This is a genomic window from Escherichia sp. E14V7, assembly GCF_004212225.1.
In the GTDB taxonomy this organism is placed as follows: Bacteria; Pseudomonadota; Gammaproteobacteria; order Enterobacterales; family Enterobacteriaceae; genus Escherichia.
This window is the reverse complement of sequence record NZ_RHJJ01000010.1, coordinates 97225-115967: the sequence shown is the minus strand read 5'-3', so window position 1 is coordinate 115967 and position 18743 is coordinate 97225. Positions and strand designations below refer to the sequence as shown.

Genomic DNA, 18743 nt, shown 5'->3' with positions numbered 1-18743 from the left:
TAGCCCCCGAACATGCCAATTATTACGACAACAGATTTTCCCGAACTACTTCATTTATCTGATTAATTGTTCCGCTTTTGAGACAATTTGCGAGCTGGATCGTGCAGGCAGATCATAATTGTAAATATCTGTACGATATTGGGTACGACCATCTGCACCAACAAAGGCGGTCAGATAGTAAAGATTAACCGGTATCGATTGACGAATATTAACGTAACGGGTATCACCCCGCTTCAGAGCATCGGAGATACGCTTGTCATTCCAGCCAGCATCCTGCAGCAGCATGTTTGCCAGATCCGACGCCTTGTTCACCCGCACACAGCCAGAACTCAACGCGCGCGTTTCACGTTTGAAAAGATTGTGATTCGGCGTGTCATGCAAATAGATAGCGTCTGAACTCGGCATATTAAATTTATACCGTCCTAGCGAATTTCGCGGACCAGGAGCTTGCTGGAAGCGGAACGGCAAATTCGATGCGGTTATCGTCGACCAGTCAATCTGCCACGGGTCAAGCGCATCTTTGCTGTTCCAGCCGCGCATCACCGTATAGCCATGACTTTCCAGATAACCAGGATCGTTACGCACCTTTGGCAGAATATCTTTGCGTGCCAGCGTCGGTGGTACGTTCCACGGCGGGTTTACCACCACATTGTTTAAGGCACTGCTCATCATCGGCGTTTTGCGATCGGGACGACCGACAATGACCCGTGAATCCAGCACTTGATTGCCGTTCTGATAATAGACCAGCGAATAGGCCGGAATGTTAACCATGATGCCAGTAGAAAGCTCGGATGGCAGCAAGCGCAATCGCTGGATATTGAGCGCCAGCACGCCCGCACGCTGTGCAGGCGTGACGTTTAACCAGTCTCGCGTTGCCGGGCCAATAGATCCATCTGCCCCTAAGCCTTGCCATGCCTGAAAACGTTTCACGGCTTCCACCAGCTCATTATCATAAGCAGCTCGGACGGCTGGCGCAGGTTTACTGCGAGCTGTAGTTTGCTTATCCATCGGCTTAGTTTCGGCTGTTTCGATTGCAGCGGCAGACGGACTAACTACCGCGCCTGTCGATGTTTCATCACCCGGCAGTGCTATTTTCGGCCCACCTTCGAGCATACCTGTACGCTGCAAAATCTCGCGCAGCGCCGGGACGTCGTTACTCCATTGACCAGGGCGTAGCGTTGCTTTACCGGTCAGTTGTGGCCACGGTTTGGAATCACTCAATAAGGTCAGCAAAGATTCATGCATTGCTGAATATTGCGGATGCTGTGGTGCCAACCCTGAGACAAACGTGGTCAATTGACCGTTATCCAGCGCCACCTGCCAATGGTTAATGACCGAGAGCGGCGGTGTTGAGAGCGCATAAGGTTTACTGCTGTACAGCCAGCGGGTACCTTTGACCGGAATGTTTGCGACGAAATGGAGATACCCCATCATTGCATCCGATAGCACCACATCACGTGCCATACCGTTAACGCCAGGGTTAGTCAGTAACTCCACCCATTTGTTAAACTGCGGTTGAAAACCGGCAATCGCCACTTCCGCCAACTGCTGCTGGAAAGCTTTAACTGCATCACGATTTTCCCACATCGGCTGCATATCGCGTGCTGCATACAAGAGTTGAAGCTGGTTAAGATAAACCGGCTTATAACCTGCAGGTAATTGTGATTCAATTTGCGTGCGGGCCTTTTCTGCCGCACCTTCAGGTAGCGGTTGGATCCCCGCCATTATTGCCGTGGCTTGCGCCTGCGGCAGTACATCTCCCTGTTCACTTACAGCCACCGGGCTGTCACCAGGGATAACCTCAGGCTCATCAGCCTGCACACTGAACAGTGGAGCGAATGTTACGGCCAGGCACAAACTGATTGCCGAAAGCCGACGACCACACATCATGTTAAGCAACATCCCTTGCCCCCTGTTTTTATCATACTCTGAATAGCCAGGCTGTTTTATCTTAACTGCCTTTACAACGCCAATACTCATGAAAGTATGACGAGCAAGCCTGTTACTTATCAGGCTTACCTTCAGTATATAAACGTCGGTACGTTTTTACACAACCTAATGTAAAGAAGTTTAAAGAAAAGCGCGCCATAATGCGGCATTTTTTTAGTGCAGAAACGGAGTTTTTCGAAAAAAAAGGCGGCATCGCTGCCGCCTTGAACTTAACTTGCCTGAGAAGGCGCTTCATCTGTTCCTGGAAGCGTTTCAGGGAGTTGCGGCGCAAATCCTCGCAGGCCGACTACGTGAACGTGTTCGGTATTCTGGAAGACTTTACGCACCAGTTTATAGGTGGTGCCTTTCTCCGGGCTGATATTTTCAGGTGCCGCGATGATGAGCTGCATTTGCAAACGCTCACACAATTCAAACAGCGTGGCGATGGAACGGGCATCCAGTCGCGCAGCTTCATCGAGGAATAGCAGACGGCAAGGAGAGATATCTTTACCGCGCAGGCGGCGAGATTCATCTTCCCAGCTCTGTACTACCATCACCAGAATCGACATACCCGTACCGATAGCCTCACCGGTCGACAGTGCGCCAGACTCCGCGCGCAGCCAGCCATCGGAACCACGGTTAACCTCAACTTCCATCTCCAGGTAGTTACGGTAATCCAGAAGTTCTTCACCAATGGTCTGCGGCGTGCGCTGGCCCATATCAATTTGTGGGTTAAGTCGCTGATACAGTTTTGCCAGAGCTTCCGAGAAGGTCAGGCGGTTGCTCTTGAACAGATCCTGATGTTGCTCATGCTGTTCTGAAAGCACGTCAAGCAGCATGGCGTGGGTTTCACGCACGTTCACGTTCAGACGCACACTGTTCACCTGACCGAACGATACGCTCTGCAAGCCCTGGTTGAGCATGCGGATACGGTTCTGTTCGCGCTGAATGGTTTTGCGAATGATGTTCGCCACACTGCGGGAGCTGATCGCCAGTTTCTGTTCACGAGAAGTTAACTCTTCGGTCAGACGGCTGAGTTCGATTTCCATCTGCTCGATAGCTTCCACCGGATCATCGGTACGAATAATATCCTGGCGAATACGTTCGCGCAGATGCTGATAAACCGCCACGAAGAACTGGATTTTGCGCTCAGGTCGTTTTGGATCTTCCGACATGCGCAGCACGTCGCGCAGATGTTCGTTATCCGCCACCGCCAGACGTAGCGCACCTAACGCCTTATCCGACATGGAACGTAAATCATCGGCAGAGAGATAAGCCAACTCACGACGGTGTAAGCGGCGTTCAACGCCATTATCTTTCACCATGCGCATGACTGCACACCAGCCCGCTTTGGCGGTCACTACCTGCTCGCGCATCTCAAAGTAATCACGTTCCAGCTTGCGCAGTTTGCGGGTCAGGTTGTCCATCTCCGCCTCGCAGAAGGTCAGCGCTTTTTCCAGTTGATTGCGGCGTGAACGGTTATTGCTCAGTTGCGCATGCAATTCGTCACGACGAATACGCGCCCGCTCTTCTGCCCCGCTATCGGCGCGCACGCCGATATCCTGCAGTTCACGTTGCAGATCGTTGAGCAGCTCTTTTTTGGTGTCGTAAGAACTTTTCAGCGAAGCCAGTACCTGGTTGTACTGACTCAACTGCGCAGCGTGGCCGCGCAACGCTTCACGAGCACGAGTACGTTCCGCTTCCGCCTGCTCCAGACGTTCGCGCAGTTTTTCGTTGAGATCGCTGTTCCCACTAAGCATTTCTGCCGAGTCAGAGTAGCTAAAGTGCGCACGACGCTGCACCACTTCAGTCAGGGCAAATGCCTGTTGACGGGCATCGCGCTGCATCTGCTGAGAATACGCGTAATCTTCTTTTAACTGTTCGAACTGTTCCGGGTCGCTCTGCAACACAGAAACGATCGGCTCCAGTTTCGCCAGTTGGTTGCCAAACTGCTGAACAAAACGCGCAGCTTCCTGAGCTTCATCAAGACGTTCGCGGATTTCATCGACACGATCCGCCAGTGAGTCATCCGCCAACAGGTTGAGACGCGGCAGGATACGGTTCAGTGCCGCAACGCCCTCTTTCGCCTGCTCAAACTGAATTCGCTGCTGCTGGTTATCATTTTCATGATTACTCAACGCCCGCTCCAGTTCGACACGGCGGCTGTTCAGTTGGCGAATTTCGGCTTCCGGATCGGACTCAAACGCCACTGCCAGATGGCTGCCAATAAAGCGGCTGAATGCCTGATGCAGTCGCTGGGTTTTCTGAACATCAAAGGAGAGCGTAGCAAAGCGTTCAGAGAGCAATTCGCGCTCGGCGTGCAGGCTTTCGATCCGGCTTTCACGCGCCGCGCGACCAAACAGCGGCACTTCCGGGAAACGTGAATAACGCCACTGACGCTCGGCGGTTTTCACCACCACCGCTTTTTCCAGCTCATCGACGTTGAACACGCTATCATCGAACGACTGCGGATCTCCCTCGATCAAGTAGAGATCTTCCGGGCAATCGGTTAAGCCTTCCAGCTGTTCGGCCACCTGTGACAGATCCGGCACCACAATGGCGTGGCGAGACGGGCCATACAACGCCGAGAAGTACGGCGCATCGTCCAGGCTAACGTCGTCATAAATTTCTGACAGCAGCACGCCGCCAAAGCGTTCCGCCAGCGCATTCAGACGCTGGTCTTCGGAGCCGCCTGGCTGGCTTAAACGTTCGATCTCTTCATCGACAGCGTTTTTGCGCGCGCCCACTTCATCACGTTCAACAATCGCTTCGCGCTCACGCTCCAGCAGTTGTTGCAGATATTCGGTGACATCCTGGCTGCAGGTGAACTCTTCACCGCACTGCTCGCTCAACTGATTGAGACTGTTTTGCGCTGCCAGCCAAACCGGCGCACGCTGCATCAGGCTCTGAATACGAGATTGCAGCTGTTCCTGTTCCTGACGCAGTGCCATACGCTCTTCACGGGCGTTGGAAACGCTGTCAGAAAGAGAGGCAATACGCGCTTCCAGTTCCTGATGCAGGGCTTCCAGTTCGTCGATATCAAAATTCTTGCCCTGACGTTTGCAGAAATCTGCCAGCAGACGTTCAGCTTCTTGCTGCTCGCGCAGACGCTGTTCCAGTTCGCTTAAGCGCATCCGCAGTGGCTGAACCTGCTCTGCCAGGTGACGCTGATCGACTCCTTCGCGCAGCAGTTCGCGGGCGACATCCCACGCCTCGTTACGCGCCAGCGGGCCGTTGATTGCAACCACCAGCTGATAAGCCTGCTCAAACTGGCTGTGCGCAGTTTGCGCCATGCTCATTTTCTGCTCAAGAGAGAGCATTTTTTCGGTCGCTTCCAGCTCTTTCGCCTGGAAGGTTTCCAGCCATTCGGCGGCGCTGTCGGCGGTTAAGTCCGGCAGATGGCACAGTTCTTTGGCGCGATTAAGCGCAGCAATCGCCTGGTTGTACTGGATCGCGCGCGTTTGCTGGACGTCCAGCGCCTGCTGGTAGTCGGCAAGCTGGCTTTTCAGCTCGTCCACTTCCAGTTCGGCGGCTTCTGCGCGCGCTTCGTTCTCTTCCTGGCGTTCGATGGCTTCTGCCACCACTTCGTTTTGCTCTTCGAGACGGATCTGCAGCTCATCGAGATCCGCTTCGTAGCGTTCGATCTTCTCCTGCTGACGCAGTGCGGTTTGCACCAGGTTCAGGTGATCGCTGGCCGCCTGATAATCCGCTTCCAGATCGCCCTCGGCACCGTTGTGCTCTGCCAGTTCACGCGCCATATCGACGTGTTTGTACTGCTCAGCCGCCAGTTGCTGACGCGAAGTATGTAGTTCGCGACGAAACTCCAGCGCCTTATCCAGGTGAACACGGCGCTCGTTGGCATGACGCATGTAGTCCGCTGCCACGTAGTTGGTGGCTTCGCTGATCAGATGCTTAAACAGGTCACGGTCAGACTGGGTGACGCGAATCGCTTCCAGCGTCATGCGGTTTTCGCGCAGCGCCGCTTCCATGTCCTGGAACGCTTTACGCACGCCGCTGTTTTCCGGCAACAGGTAGTCGCGCAGAGAACGGGTAATGGCGCTGGAGATCCCGCCATACAGCGAGGCCTCGATCAGACGATAGAATTTACTACGATCAGACGCTGAGCGCAGACGACGCGCGATGATGCCCAGATCGAACATCAGCGAGTGGTAATCGGTAATGGAGTTGAACTGTTTAAACTGCACGCCTTCCATCGCCTCGAGCTTGTCTTTCAGCTCGTTAAGCGGCAGCACGCGCGCCTGACGTTCGTTCAGGGATTCGGTCACCAGCTGTGTCGGCTGCACCGACATCGGCAGTCCCTGAATGGCAAACGGCTTGATATCCACTTTACGATCGCGTCCGGCAACCTGTTGCAGACGCACACCGACCACCACGCGCTGGTGGCGCGAGTTAATGGTGTCGAGCATCGAATAACAGACACCCGCTTTCAGCTTACCGTGCAGACCTTTATCGCGCGAACCGCTGGTAGCCCCGGCTTCCGTGGTGTTACGGAAATGCAGCAGGGTCAGGTCGGGAATGAGCGCCGTAACAAACGCCGCCATCGTGGTGGATTTACCCGCACCGTTACCGCCGGAAAGCGTCGTGACCAACTCATCCAGGTCAAAAGTTCGGGCAAAAAAGCCGTTCCAGTTAATCAGCGTCAGTGAGCGAAATTTACCGCGTTCAATCATTATTCTTCCTCTCCGCTATCTGGCTGACTCTCTTCGGTTTCGTCATTGAGTTGCAGGTGATTTTCAATCGGCATTGCTTCACCATCGCGAATCAGACGACGTTGTGCTTCACGCGGATCGTCGCCCGCACGCACATCGGCACCAAAGCGGAACACCGATTCGGTAATGCGGAACTTGCTGCTGTCGTGGCCCATAAACCACACCATGCCTAAGCGACGCAGACGGTTGAGCGAAGAGCGTACTTTTTCCTGCAACTTCTGGCGGTCAACGTCTGAACCGGTAGAACGATTGTTCACCAGTTTCAGCAATTTTGCTTCATCGGCCAGAGTGAGCAGTTCGTCATACAGTTCCTGCTGGGTAAAGATCCCCTCGTTGGCCAGCCGTTCCGGGCTGAGATAGAGATAACAGAGGATTTTACCGACCATCATGTCCAGTTCAGACAATACGGAACGTGGGATGATGGTGGTGGAACGTGGACGTAAATAGAAGAAACCTTCCGGCGCGCGGATTAACTCCACGTTATAACGCGCGTAAAACTCTTCCAGATATTCCTGAAAATCCATCAGGAAAGCATGATTATCCAGTTCGTCGAGGCCAATATGGCGGCCTGAACGTAAGGCGCTATCCAGCGCCGGAAATAACGGATTCGCCAGCGCCTGCGCCAGCTTAACCGGCATCACTTGTTCAATATTTGTCGATGACATGCGCCTGTACCTTGGCTCCGTAATCATTAATCGGCTGCCATTTCGCTGGCAGTCCGGTGAAGTCTGCTTGCGCTACGCCGAGGCGTACCGCCTGATCAATAACAATGCGCGCGACGTCAAAGTGACGCGCACGCGGATACTGCGCCAGATATTCGCGTACCACCAGACCAAGATCCAGCGGTACTTGTCTGGTTTTATAGACGGCGAGCTGCTCTTCGATAATCGCGGCGAGTTGTTCGCGGATCTCGTTAAACTCTTCGTACTCTAAATCTGGCGGAAGTTCCCCGGTCACTTCTTCATCGCGCAGTGCCATCTCTTCGTCACGCATGTCCAGCAGACGATCGGCATTGGCGTAAGTCAGCGCCCACGGCTCATCAAAATAGGTTTGTACCGACTGGCGTAAACGCTGGGCAAAGACGCGGTTTTTATCCATATCGATAGCGGTACGAATAAATTTGTGTACGTGGCGATCGTAGCCAATCCACAAGTCGATGGATTGCTGCCCCCAGCTGATAATACGATCGAGCTTACTTTGCAGATCGAACACCAGACGATCGACAAAATGCAGGTCGTCATGGGTCATCGTCGCATCCTGAATGCGCAACAGGTTGGCCTGCAACTTGTCGCCTGCTGCTTCCAGCGTATCCTGCAATTCACGCAGCGTTCCGGAAGTTTCTGAAAGCAACAATTCACAGCTGGAAATCGCCGCCCGCCAGTCTTTATTCAGCAACTGAGCGATATCGTCCTTCACCTGCTGCTGCTGTTCGTCCATCAGACGTTGCGTCAGGTCGATACTGTCGAAAATTTCCGCTACCGAATATTTCAGCGGCGCATAGACGTTGCGGTGCCAGTGAAATTCATCACCGCCCTCTTCGGCGGCATCAGCTGCACGTTTTAACTCGCCCGCCACAATCGACAACTGCATAGAAAGGCGCAACGTAGAAAACTCGCGCTGACGGATGTAGTAGTCAGTAATGCCGATGCCGAGCGGCGTCAGGCGATAAATAGCATTCCCTTCCGCCTGCTCGCTGGTAAAGCGGTTCAGCAGACGTTGACGCACCATATCGTTGATCGCGTTGTTGGCGCGCACGCCGATGGTTTCGCTGGTTTGCTCAAACGCATCACTCACATGGCGGAACGCATCCACCAGCTCGCCTTCACTCATCTCACCATCAAGACGCTCGCCATTCAGCGTGGCAACCGCCAGCAGAAAAGAGAGTCGGTCTACCGGCAGCGAGATGGAGAAGTCATTTTTTCTGGCCCAGGCAACCAGTTCGGGGACTGTCTGGGATAATTCACTCATACTTTATCCTTGCTCTGCGGTTTGTGCGCGGTGACATGAATATAACGCCCCAGGTTAATATACGGTTCCTGACGGCAATAACGCGTTTCTAATTCAAGTAATGCTTCATAGCTGTCGCGCTGTTGGTGCTTTTCACGCAGATAATCATGAAACACGCGAACGCCTGTCTTACCCATAATTTGCCAACCAGCTTCTTCCAGCCACAGATAAACCTGCGCCGGGTCGCGTGGATAATCTGGCGAAAGCGTCCGTTTTTTCTTTTTCGGCATTCCCGCCTGCACGTAATCAAAATTCCCGGCGACCATGTTATGCATCAGCAAGCCGTGCGCATTGTAGAACATTAATGACAACACGCCGCCTGGACGCAACACTGACCACAGGGTCTGCAATACGCTGCGGGGATCGGCCACCCACTCCAGCACCGCATGGAACAATATCAGATCAACGGGCGTTTCCAAATGTGAAGCAACATCCTGAGCGGCGCAATGTATAAATTGCATGTTGTCGCTCACACCTTTTGCTTCTGCCGCCTGTTTTGCGCGGTCGATCATCTGCGCAGAAAGATCGCATAAAATGACCTGATGCCCGCGCTCGGCCATTTTGATTGCGGTCTGCCCTTCTCCACCGCCAGCATCCAGCACACGCAGTTTTTGCGGGCTCATTTCCGCCAGCACGCGATCGAGATCCTGCCACAGAATAGCCTGTCGAAGCTGCCCTTTGGTGGTGCCGTAAATGTTACGGGAAAACTTTTCCGCAATATCATCAAAATTGCGATCCTGCATTGCTTTCTCCACCGGTTGGCTAAGACGTTTTCTGATAAAGACGCTATTTTGTCACAGCCACGGCGAGAATGAACCCGTCTGGTGTAATATCGCTGGCGATCCCTTGCTATATGGTCAAAAAAGGAACCAGAAAGGATGCTTTTTACACTGAAAAAAGTGATTGGCGGCATGCTGCTGCCACTTCCGCTGATGTTGTTGATTATTGGTGCTGGCCTGGCGCTGCTGTGGTTTAGCCGTTTTCAAAAAACCGGGAAGATTTTTATTAGCATTGGGTGGCTGGCGCTCATGTTATTGAGTTTGCAACCGGTAGCCGACCGCCTGCTGCGTCCCATCGAAAGCACCTATCCGACATGGAATAATGCGCAAAAAGTGGACTATATCGTGGTGCTCGGAGGTGGTTATACCTGGAACCCGCAGTGGGCACCGAGCTCTAATTTAATCAATAACAGTTTGCCGCGCCTGAATGAAGGTATTCGCTTATGGCGCGAAAATCCGGGATCAAAGCTGATCTTCACGGGAGGCGTAGCAAAAACCAATACGGTGAGTACAGCCGAAGTAGGTGCCAGAGTGGCGCAATCGCTGGGTGTCCCACGCGAGCAAATTATCACACTGGATTTACCAAAAGATACCGAAGAAGAAGCTGCCGCAGTGAAACAGGCGATTGGCGACGCCCCTTTCCTGCTGGTGACATCTGCGTCTCATTTGCCACGCGCGATGATCTTTTTTCAGCAGGAAGGGCTAAATCCGCTGCCAGCCCCGGCGAACCAGTTGGCAATCGACTCGCCGCTTAATCCGTGGGAACGGGCAATCCCGTCTCCGGTCTGGTTGATGCATAGCGACCGCGTTGGCTATGAAACGCTTGGCCGCATCTGGCAGTGGCTAAAAGGTGCGTCAGGCGAGCCAGGGCAGAAGTGATTTAGTCGCCAGATCAAAGTTGCTACGGTTAAACCGCCCGGTATTGACCAGTTGTGCAACTTCATCCCATAACACATACAGCCAACGCCGCCAGATGAAAGACTCCGCCACTGGCGCGCGTTGCAGGTAACTCCAGAGCAAATCTTCCGCCAGGGTGTTATCCATCAACCGGAATAATTCATACTCACGTGGCGCCCAGAGCATTAACCCCGGTCCGACCATCGCCAGGAGCTGATCGCTACGGGAATCTTTCAGCATGCTACGCAAACAGAAATTGCCGTGAATCAGCACACAATTATCGTTAAAACCTTCAAACAACACCGGCAGACATTCGCGGGTGCGAAACAGAATCCGCTTATCCTGCATCGTTAGACCGGTGTTATTGAACTGATTGAGCGTGGTCCATAGCACTTCAACATGTTGCCGATACCATGAGGGCCAGAAATTTTCCTGAGTATTGTCAACCGCGCCAACACATCCGCGGCTGTCCTGACGGTGCCAGGCCAGCAACGCTTCAACAATTTGATCTTTCAGATGTTCCCAGCGCTCTGGCGTTCTTGCGGGAGCTTCCACAGAAACACCGCGCATCCGCTCCAGCAACAAGACATCGGGACCGGGATGTTCTTCATGCGTCATCACGCCATAGATAGTCGGCATGCGAACAGTCCCGCTCCGAGCCAGCATGGTGGTTTTCCATGCCAGCTGTCTGGCCTGCCCCGGGGTAGAAAAACTTCGCGCCATGAGCGGCATCGGGTTTCCCTGGCTGTCATACAACGCCCACAGAGTTGTGTCTGCTTTTTCATTCACACACTCTATACGACTCAATCTTTCGCCCAGTAAATGGCTTAGTTCGGCACGCAGCTGTTCCATTCAGATTACCCTCATAAAAGCTACTGCTTTCATAATGAGCGCCAATGTAAAAGATGTCACCTGAATGAGATCAATTGTTGAAGGGAAAAAATGAAGAGAATCGTAACGCTACGACACTCCTCCCAAAATTGAGATGGAGTGTCGTGGGGAAAAATTAAGCCATTTCAGCGCGAACACGCTCAAGATCTTCGGGAGTATCTACACCGGTGCCAGGAACCTCCTGGGCGACAGCAACATGGATTTTTTCTCCATACCACAGCACACGAAGCTGCTCTAGCATTTCGATATGTTCTAACGGGCTTGGCTGCCAGTTAACATAGCGGCGGATAAAACCTGCACGATAGCCATAAATGCCGAGATGGCGCAGGAAGTTATCTCCTACGGTTTCCAGACCTTTCGCAAAACGGTCACGATCCCACGGAATAGTGGCGCGCGAGAAGTAGAGCGCATAACCTTCGGCGTCGAGAACAACTTTAACCGCATTCGGATTAAAGGCTTCTTCCGCACTGTGGATAGGCACAGCCAGGGTCGCCATTCCAACCTGACGCTGGGCAAGGTTATCGGCAACCTGACGAATGATTGTCGCGGGGATCATCGGTTCATCACCCTGCACATTCACAATCACCGTGTCGTCGCTGAACGCGCATTTTTCGACAACTTCCGCAAGGCGTTCTGTACCTGACTGGTGATCAGCACGCGTCATGCATACTTCACCGCCAGCAGCTTCAACAGCGCGGGCGACATCCTCATGATCGGTTGCGACGATGATGCGCTCGGCACCTGATTCGCGCGCGCGTTCGAGTACATGAACAATCATGGGTTTGCCGTTAATATCGACCAGCGGCTTACCTGGCAGACGCGTGGAAGCGTAGCGCGCGGGAATAATGACCACAAAACTCATGATTTACTCTCATCAGCAGTCAGCACGCGGGCTTCCGTTTCCAGCAGCACTGGAATGCCATCGCGCAGCGGAAAAGCCAGGTTGTCCAGTTTGCAAATAAGCTCTTGTTTTTCCTGGTTATACCAAAGTTTGCCATTGCAAACCGGGCAGGCAATGATTTCAAGCAGACGATGATCCATAGTTCCTCCAGATGGATCGGGTTATGAATGCATAAATCTTATCATAATCATTTATGCGTCGGGGTCTATTTCCCAGCCGGTGCGGCAATCGGTAAAGAAACCGTGCGGGCAGCGCCCTATTGTTACTCGTGTTGCCTGCTGCCAGTGAGCAAAATCAGTAATCGCCTGACGCAGCCCTTTTTGAAGGGTCACTGTTGGTTTTACCCCATCCTGTAACCAGAGAGAGAGCACTTCAAAGATGCCAGTCTGGCGATGCATCTTAGAATCCATTCGCCCAACTAATTGCCCACGATGCAATAACGGTAGAACGAAATAACCATACTGGCGTTTGGGCGCTGGCGTGTAGCACTCCAGCCGGTAGCTAAAATCAAAAAGTTGCTCTGCCCGTTTACGATCCCAGACAACAGGATCAAAAGGCGAAAGTACCGCGCTGTGCGTTGCAGTAAGCTTTCCGGCGAGCGCACGTTCGAGTTGCGGCAGCAAATCAGCATGCAGCCAAAGATTACCCAATTTTTCAACATGCACAGCAATGATTTGCTGCTGTTCAGCCCTCGCTTCGCGCCACGCCGCCAGCGCCGGACGTTTCAGCCGGTAGTAATCCGCCAGCCACTGTTCGCGAAATATTCCCAGGCTGCGCGCACTGTTATCCAGCATGATGATTTCTGCTTCTGTTTGCGAAACGAGATCGCGCTCATCATCCCAGTCAGGCATGACACGGTGGGTTAAATCATAAACGCGCTGGAAGTTGCGCCGTTCAATCACCATCACCTTTCCGGCGGTAAAGAGCCCTTCCAGATGCCGTTTATGCGGCTTCCACTCCCACCAGCCGCTCGCCCCTTTACGAGGATGCTCAAAATCGGCTGAACGTACCGGCCCCTTATCATGAATATGCTGAATTAACTGTGCAATTTCCGCCGCATGTTCCTGCATCCAGGCATCTTTGTATTTCCAGCCCATTTTTTCAGGTGCCAGCATGCGGTGGCGAATAAGACGAAAATCGCTACGCGGCATAAAGCAGGCTTCATGCGCCCAGTATTCCATTAATTCGCCACACGCCAGAGACTCATCCAGCCACTGCGCAGGATAATTTCCCAGACGACTGAAAAGCACCAGATATGGACTACGGGCAACGATATTAATGGTGTCAATTTGCAGCAAGGACATGCGAGAAATGGTAGCCAGAATATCTTCCGGCGACGCGCGACGACGGGGCTTGTTTAACAGGCCTTGCGCGGCAAGGTGAAGATTACGCGCATCAGCAAGGGAGAGGTGCGGCAGCGACATTCATGACTCCATCAATCGAACGCTGCCGCGGCGTAACTAGTTGCCAGAAGCCAGCGAAGTTAGTTGCGCAAGCAGTTTTGCTGGTTCATCACCTGAAAGCTGTGCGTCAACGGGCAAATACCACCAATTTTCTTCTGCAAAAGCCAGGCATTTCACCGCATCTTTTTCAGTCATTACCAGCGTTTGCCCGGCGCTTACCAACGCGCTAACATCCGCATGATTCAAAGACTGATGATCGGCCAGCGGTACACATTTTTCCGGTTGTACGCCGCACATCTTCAGCGTGGCAAAAAAGCGCGGCGGATGCCCAATCCCCGCCATCGCCACCACATGTTCAAGCTGAGCAACGTCACAACGCGTACCGGTACGTAAATTCACCGCCTGACCCGGCAGCAGATGCATGGGGATTTCACCGCTGCGGGGGACACCGCCGTTGACGATTACCGCATCAACCGATTTTAAGCGCCCCGCGCGCTCGCGCATTGGCCCCGCAGGCAACCACCAGCCATTGCCAAAGCGACGCACGCCATCGATGACGACGATTTCCACATCACGCGCCAGACGATAATGCTGTAAACCGTCATCAGTCACGATAATTTGCACATCGGGATATTGCGCCAGAATGGCTTTTACCGCATCTGAACGGACAGGAGAAACTGCAACAGGTGCACCCGTACGCTGATAAATCAGCACCGGTTCATCGCCCGCCTGTGCGGTGGTGGTACCTGCCGACAATAACAGCGGATACGACTCAGCTTTACCGCCATAGCCCCGGGACACTACGCCAACACGAATACCGCGTTTTTGTAGTTGTTCCACCAGCCAGACAACCACCGGAGTTTTTCCGTTGCCGCCTGCGGTGAGATTACCAACCACGACAACCGGTACGGGGGCACGCCAGGCGCGCTTCAGTTTTAGTTTATAGCAAAGACGGATAACGCCACTCACCAGACCATACAGCCAGGAGAGTGGCAGCAGTAGCCGCCACAAAGGCGACTCGCCAGACCAGATTTTTTCGATCATTGGCCAAACTGCATTTTATGAAGTTGTGCGTAGACTCCACGGTGCTCAAGCAAATCGTTATGCGTACCGCGTTCCACAATGATCCCGTCCTCGACGACCACAATTTCGTCTGCCTTTTCAATGGTAGACAAGCGGTGGGCAATCACCAGAGAGGTACGGTTTTTCTGCAACTCGTCCAGCGCCGCCTGAATCGCGCGTTCGGATTCGGTGTCCAGCGCCGAGGTGGCTTCATCCAGAATCAGAATTGGGCTATCACGCAGCAAGGCACGGGCAATGGCAATACGCTGGCGCTGCCCACCAGAAAGCAACACGCCGTTTTCACCAATCACCGTATCAAGACCGTTATCCATCTTATTGATAAAGTCCATGGCATAGGCCATACGTGCCGCTTCTTCAATTTGCTCACGGCTGTACTGTTCAGTACGGGCGTAAGCAATGTTGTTGGCAACCGTGTCATTAAACAGATGGACATTCTGCGACACCAGAGCAACCTGGTTACGTAAAGACGCCAGGGTATACTCGCGCAGATCGTGACCATCCATCAGGATCTCGCCTTCATCGATATCATAAAAACGGGTGATCAGGCTGGCGATGGTCGATTTACCCGACCCCGAACGCCCTACCAGAGCCACCGTTTTCCCTGCCGGGATCTTCAGGTTGATATTACGCAGCGCAGGGACTTCACGCCCCGGATAGGTAAAAGTGACATTGCGGAATTCAACGTCACCAGTAGCGCGCTCAATCTCGCGTTTACCTTCGTCTTTCTCCTGTTCACTATCCAGAATGGTAAACAGCGTCTGACATGCTGCCATCCCGCGTTGGAACTGGGCGTTAACGTTGGTCAGCGATTTCAACGGACGCATCAGTGCAATCATCGAAGAGAAGACGACAGTAATCGTACCGGCTGTCAGGCTATCCATCACGCTTGGGAAGCTCGCAGCGTAGAGAACAAATGCCAGTGCCAGAGAGGCGATCAGCTGAATGATCGGGTCAGAGATGGAAGAAGCAGAAACCATCTTCATCCCCTGCAAACGCATCTTGTTGCTGACCTTATCAAAACGCTTTGTTTCTACTTCCTGGCCGCCAAAAATCAATACTTCTTTGTGGCCTTTCAGCATCTGTTCAGCACTGGTGGTCACCTGCCCCATGGTGTTCTGCATGTTTTTACTGATGCTGCGAAAACGCTTCGACACGATACGAATCGCAATCGAGACAATCGGCGCCAACACAATCAAAATGATCGACAGCTGCCAGCTGTAATAGAACATCATGGCGAACAGACCGATAATGGAAGCACCTTCACGCACCACCGTAATCAGCGCGCCGGATGACGACGAAGCAACCTGTTCAGAATCGTAAGTAATACGTGAAAGCAGTGTCCCGGTTGACTGTTTGTCAAAAAATGACACTGGCATTCCCATCATGTGGCCGAACAGACGTCGACGCATGGTCATGACCACTTTTCCTGATACCCAGGAGATACAGTAGCTGGAGATATAACTGGTGATACCACGTAAAATCATCAGGCCGATAACCACCAGCGGCATCCACATCAGCACGGAGCGATCTGTTTTACCAAAGCCATCATCGAGAAGCGGCTTAAGGAGCGATAACATGAAGGTATCGCTGGCTGCGTTGAGAATTAACGCTATGCCCGCCACGATCAGACCCGCTTTAAAAGGCGCAATGGTTGGCCACAGTCGGCGGAATGTCTGCCACGTAGAGAGATCTTTGTCGTTATGCATTCAAAAAACCAGCATTTGTTGAAATAGCCGCATATTCTACCCGTTATCCACTGGCACGCCAAACCACTGATGATACCAACGAGGTAAAATTTGCTCCCTTAGGCTGCTCACCCGCCAACCTTGCGCTGAAAAATAGACCGTTATTTGCCCCTGATGTGGGGTGTCAACCCATTGATATCCTTGTAGTTGATAGCGAAGTTTGACTTTACTGGAGGGCAATCGCCATGCGTTATAGCGCGATGCCGATGCCAGTGCCATTTTTCCATTTACCCGCTGAATCAATGGCACTGATGACGAGGTATTACTACCGTGATGGGGTACCTGAATCAAAGTTGCCTGAACCTGTTGCCAGTAATGACTTAGCATTTTTTGTTCAGCGGGGGCTTCAATATCGCCAGTAAAAAGAATGCTATGTGTTCCATCATCAACCTTAATCACACAGGAATGGTTATTTCCCTTTTCGTTACTCCCTTGCAAAGGCCAGTGCACGCTAAACTGCAATCCTTGCCACTGCCACGCTTCGCCACGCACGCAGGGCTGATGATGCACCCAGTTTAAGGGGCTTCTTACCCATAACGTCGGCCAGGCATGTAATATCGAGCCCAGCCCACCCCGATGATCAAGATGTTCATGACTAAGAATAACGCCTACCGGTTCAAGGTCATGCCAGCGGAGCCAGGGAATAATCAGTTGTTGCCCACTGTCCCCCTCCGGCCAGGCGAGCCCTGTATCATAGAGAACCGCTTTACCGTTTCGAGCGATCACCATTGCCAGCCCTTGCCCGACATCAAGCATATAAACCTGCCACTCATCAGACCGTGGTTTTTGCCACAGTGGCCAACACATTATAATTCCTCCAGCCATACACACCGCAGGCAACGTTTGCCATGCGTTTAGTCGCCATATCACCAGTAATAACCAGGGCGAAAATGATAGCCATTGCCAACGTTCAGCAATGCTTATCCACCCTTCAGGCAAACTCTTTAACCCCCAAAAAAGTAAAGCTAAGGACCGATCGGCAAGAAACCATATACCTTGTTCCAGGATTAATGGCCCGCTTAAATGCACAACCATCGCGGCGAGGATCAACGGAACCGAAATAAATGTCACTAAGGGAATAGCGAACAAATTTGCCATAAATGAAGTCAGACTAATGCCATGAAATATGACTATTTGCACCGGCATTAGCAGGAGTGTTATACCAAGTTGCAGATGGATAAGTGAAACAATAGATTGCAATACAGGCGGCAATGGCCAGACTGGGCAGGGAAACCACTGATACCAAAATATCAGCGCTGCCACCGCTGCGGCAGAGAGCCACAAACTTTGCGAAAGGATAGCGACAGGATCCATCAGCAGAATTGCTGCCAGGCAGCATATCCACACATCCCAACCACTCCATTGCCGGCCGCTCAATTTGAGCGCTCCCCAGGTCGCAAGCGCCACCACGGTACGCAATGCAGGCGGCTGCATACCGGTAAGCCAGGCATAAAAAGCAGCGCAGCAAACTCCACCGATTAATGGCATCTGCCAGTAAATCCAACGCCCGGGGAGGAAAATTTGCCCGCCACGAATTAGCCCCGCAGCCAGTAATGCTGCAAAAGCGATGTGTAAACCCGATATCGCCATTAAATGTGCCGTACCGGTATCGCGCATTATATTTTTAATTTCTTTGGATACCGATAACCGTTCACCCATTCCTAAGCCAAGCATCACCGTCTGCCATGAATACGGCTGCAGCGTCGTTTGCAGGGATGCCAGATATTGCGCACGTAGGCTACAACCTGGTTCAATGACGCTTGCTTGCAGAAAACGTCCGGTAAGTGGCTGATGCTGGGCAATGGCATAACGCTGGCTGTCAAAGCCGCCATCATTAAGTTGACCATGAACAGCACGTACTTTGAGTTTCATCGACCATCGTTGCCCAGCGCATACCGATTGTGGCAAATATTCGCCATATAGCGCGATGCCTGGCGCGGGAAATAACCGCCGCCCTTGTAGATGAGTAATTTGCCCGTAATGCGTGGTCATGCCGTCAGTGGCGGTAATCTCGACGACTGCATCCTGCGTCGCGCCAGTTAAGTTTTCTCCTGCCCACAGAATTTGCTTCGCCGCCAACACGCCCCAAAGAAAAAACAGCAATGTCAGCGTGAAATAACGGACGACTTTAACAGGAATAAATGCCAGTACGCAGACGAATACAGTCAGACTCGCGAGAGTTAATGTCCCAGGCAACTGCGGCAAAATCAGCAGCGGAAAAATCCCGCAAATTATGCACAGGCTAACTGTCGTTATTTTCATGCACTCCTCCCTGTTTTTGGAAAGTGTGCAACTTTGTTGAGTGGTTGTCTGGCGGGAGTTTTGCGTTGCCCGAGGCACGTTCAGAAGAATTTAGCAGGATCATGAAAACTGTACAC

The 18743-nt window shown here is 52.6% G+C and carries 13 protein-coding genes; 1 reads left to right on the top strand and 12 read right to left on the bottom strand.

Annotation, left to right across the window (positions count from 1 at the left end):
* Positions 1-54: 54 nt before the first annotated feature.
* From ldtD to cmoM, 5 genes are all read right to left on the bottom strand, one after another.
* Complete coding sequence (ldtD, locus tag D9741_RS11675) at positions 55-1902, bottom strand: L,D-transpeptidase (protein WP_130215763.1); 1848 nt, start codon at positions 1900-1902, stop codon at positions 55-57.
* A 257-nt stretch (positions 1903-2159) separates the two neighbouring features.
* Positions 2160-6620, bottom strand: coding sequence for a chromosome partition protein MukB (mukB, locus tag D9741_RS11670; protein ID WP_130215761.1), 4461 nt, complete (start codon positions 6618-6620; stop codon positions 2160-2162).
* On the bottom strand, positions 6620-7324 hold the full coding sequence (mukE, locus tag D9741_RS11665) for a chromosome partition protein MukE (protein ID WP_001602111.1): 705 nt from the start codon (positions 7322-7324) through the stop codon (positions 6620-6622). Before mukE ends, mukB begins: the two co-directional genes overlap by 1 nt.
* A complete protein-coding gene (gene mukF / locus D9741_RS11660; RefSeq protein WP_130205341.1) occupies positions 7305-8627 on the bottom strand; it encodes a chromosome partition protein MukF in 1323 nt (440 codons plus the stop codon). Before mukF ends, mukE begins: the two co-directional genes overlap by 20 nt.
* Positions 8624-9409 (bottom strand): tRNA uridine 5-oxyacetic acid(34) methyltransferase CmoM, encoded by a 786-nt coding sequence (gene cmoM / locus D9741_RS11655; RefSeq protein WP_130215759.1) that lies wholly within the window; start codon positions 9407-9409, stop codon positions 8624-8626. The genes mukF and cmoM overlap by 4 nt, the downstream gene beginning before the upstream one ends.
* A gap of 135 nt (positions 9410-9544) precedes the next feature.
* Here cmoM and elyC point away from each other — a divergent pair, with 135 nt between their 5' ends.
* Entirely contained in the window at positions 9545-10324 is a 780-nt protein-coding gene (gene elyC / locus D9741_RS11650; RefSeq protein ID WP_130215757.1) for an envelope biogenesis factor ElyC, read from the top strand.
* Here elyC and D9741_RS11645 read toward each other — a convergent pair.
* From D9741_RS11645 to D9741_RS11615, 7 genes are all read right to left on the bottom strand, one after another.
* The gene (locus tag D9741_RS11645; protein ID WP_130215755.1) at positions 10301-11194 is read right to left on the bottom strand and encodes a YcbJ family phosphotransferase; all 894 of its coding nucleotides are present in this window, start codon (positions 11192-11194) and stop codon (positions 10301-10303) included. The two genes, elyC and D9741_RS11645, sit on opposite strands and share 24 nt — an antisense overlap.
* A gap of 154 nt (positions 11195-11348) precedes the next feature.
* On the bottom strand, positions 11349-12095 hold the full coding sequence (gene kdsB / locus D9741_RS11640) for a 3-deoxy-manno-octulosonate cytidylyltransferase (protein ID WP_064528339.1): 747 nt from the start codon (positions 12093-12095) through the stop codon (positions 11349-11351).
* The gene (ycaR, locus tag D9741_RS11635; RefSeq protein ID WP_000350058.1) at positions 12092-12274 is read right to left on the bottom strand and encodes a protein YcaR; all 183 of its coding nucleotides are present in this window, start codon (positions 12272-12274) and stop codon (positions 12092-12094) included. The genes kdsB and ycaR overlap by 4 nt, the downstream gene beginning before the upstream one ends.
* A 51-nt stretch (positions 12275-12325) precedes the next feature.
* Positions 12326-13558, bottom strand: a complete 1233-nt coding sequence (gene ycaQ, locus D9741_RS11630; protein ID WP_130215753.1) for a crosslink repair DNA glycosylase YcaQ — start codon at positions 13556-13558, stop codon at positions 12326-12328.
* A gap of 36 nt (positions 13559-13594) precedes the next feature.
* Positions 13595-14581: a tetraacyldisaccharide 4'-kinase gene (gene lpxK / locus D9741_RS11625; RefSeq protein ID WP_130215751.1), complete on the bottom strand. Its 987-nt coding sequence runs from the start codon at positions 14579-14581 to the stop codon at positions 13595-13597.
* Positions 14578-16326 (bottom strand): lipid A ABC transporter ATP-binding protein/permease MsbA, encoded by a 1749-nt coding sequence (gene msbA, locus D9741_RS11620; RefSeq protein WP_130205329.1) that lies wholly within the window; start codon positions 16324-16326, stop codon positions 14578-14580. The genes lpxK and msbA overlap by 4 nt, the downstream gene beginning before the upstream one ends.
* A gap of 36 nt (positions 16327-16362) precedes the next feature.
* Complete coding sequence (locus tag D9741_RS11615) at positions 16363-18627, bottom strand: ComEC family protein (protein ID WP_130215749.1); 2265 nt, start codon at positions 18625-18627, stop codon at positions 16363-16365.
* Positions 18628-18743: the final 116 nt, after the last annotated feature.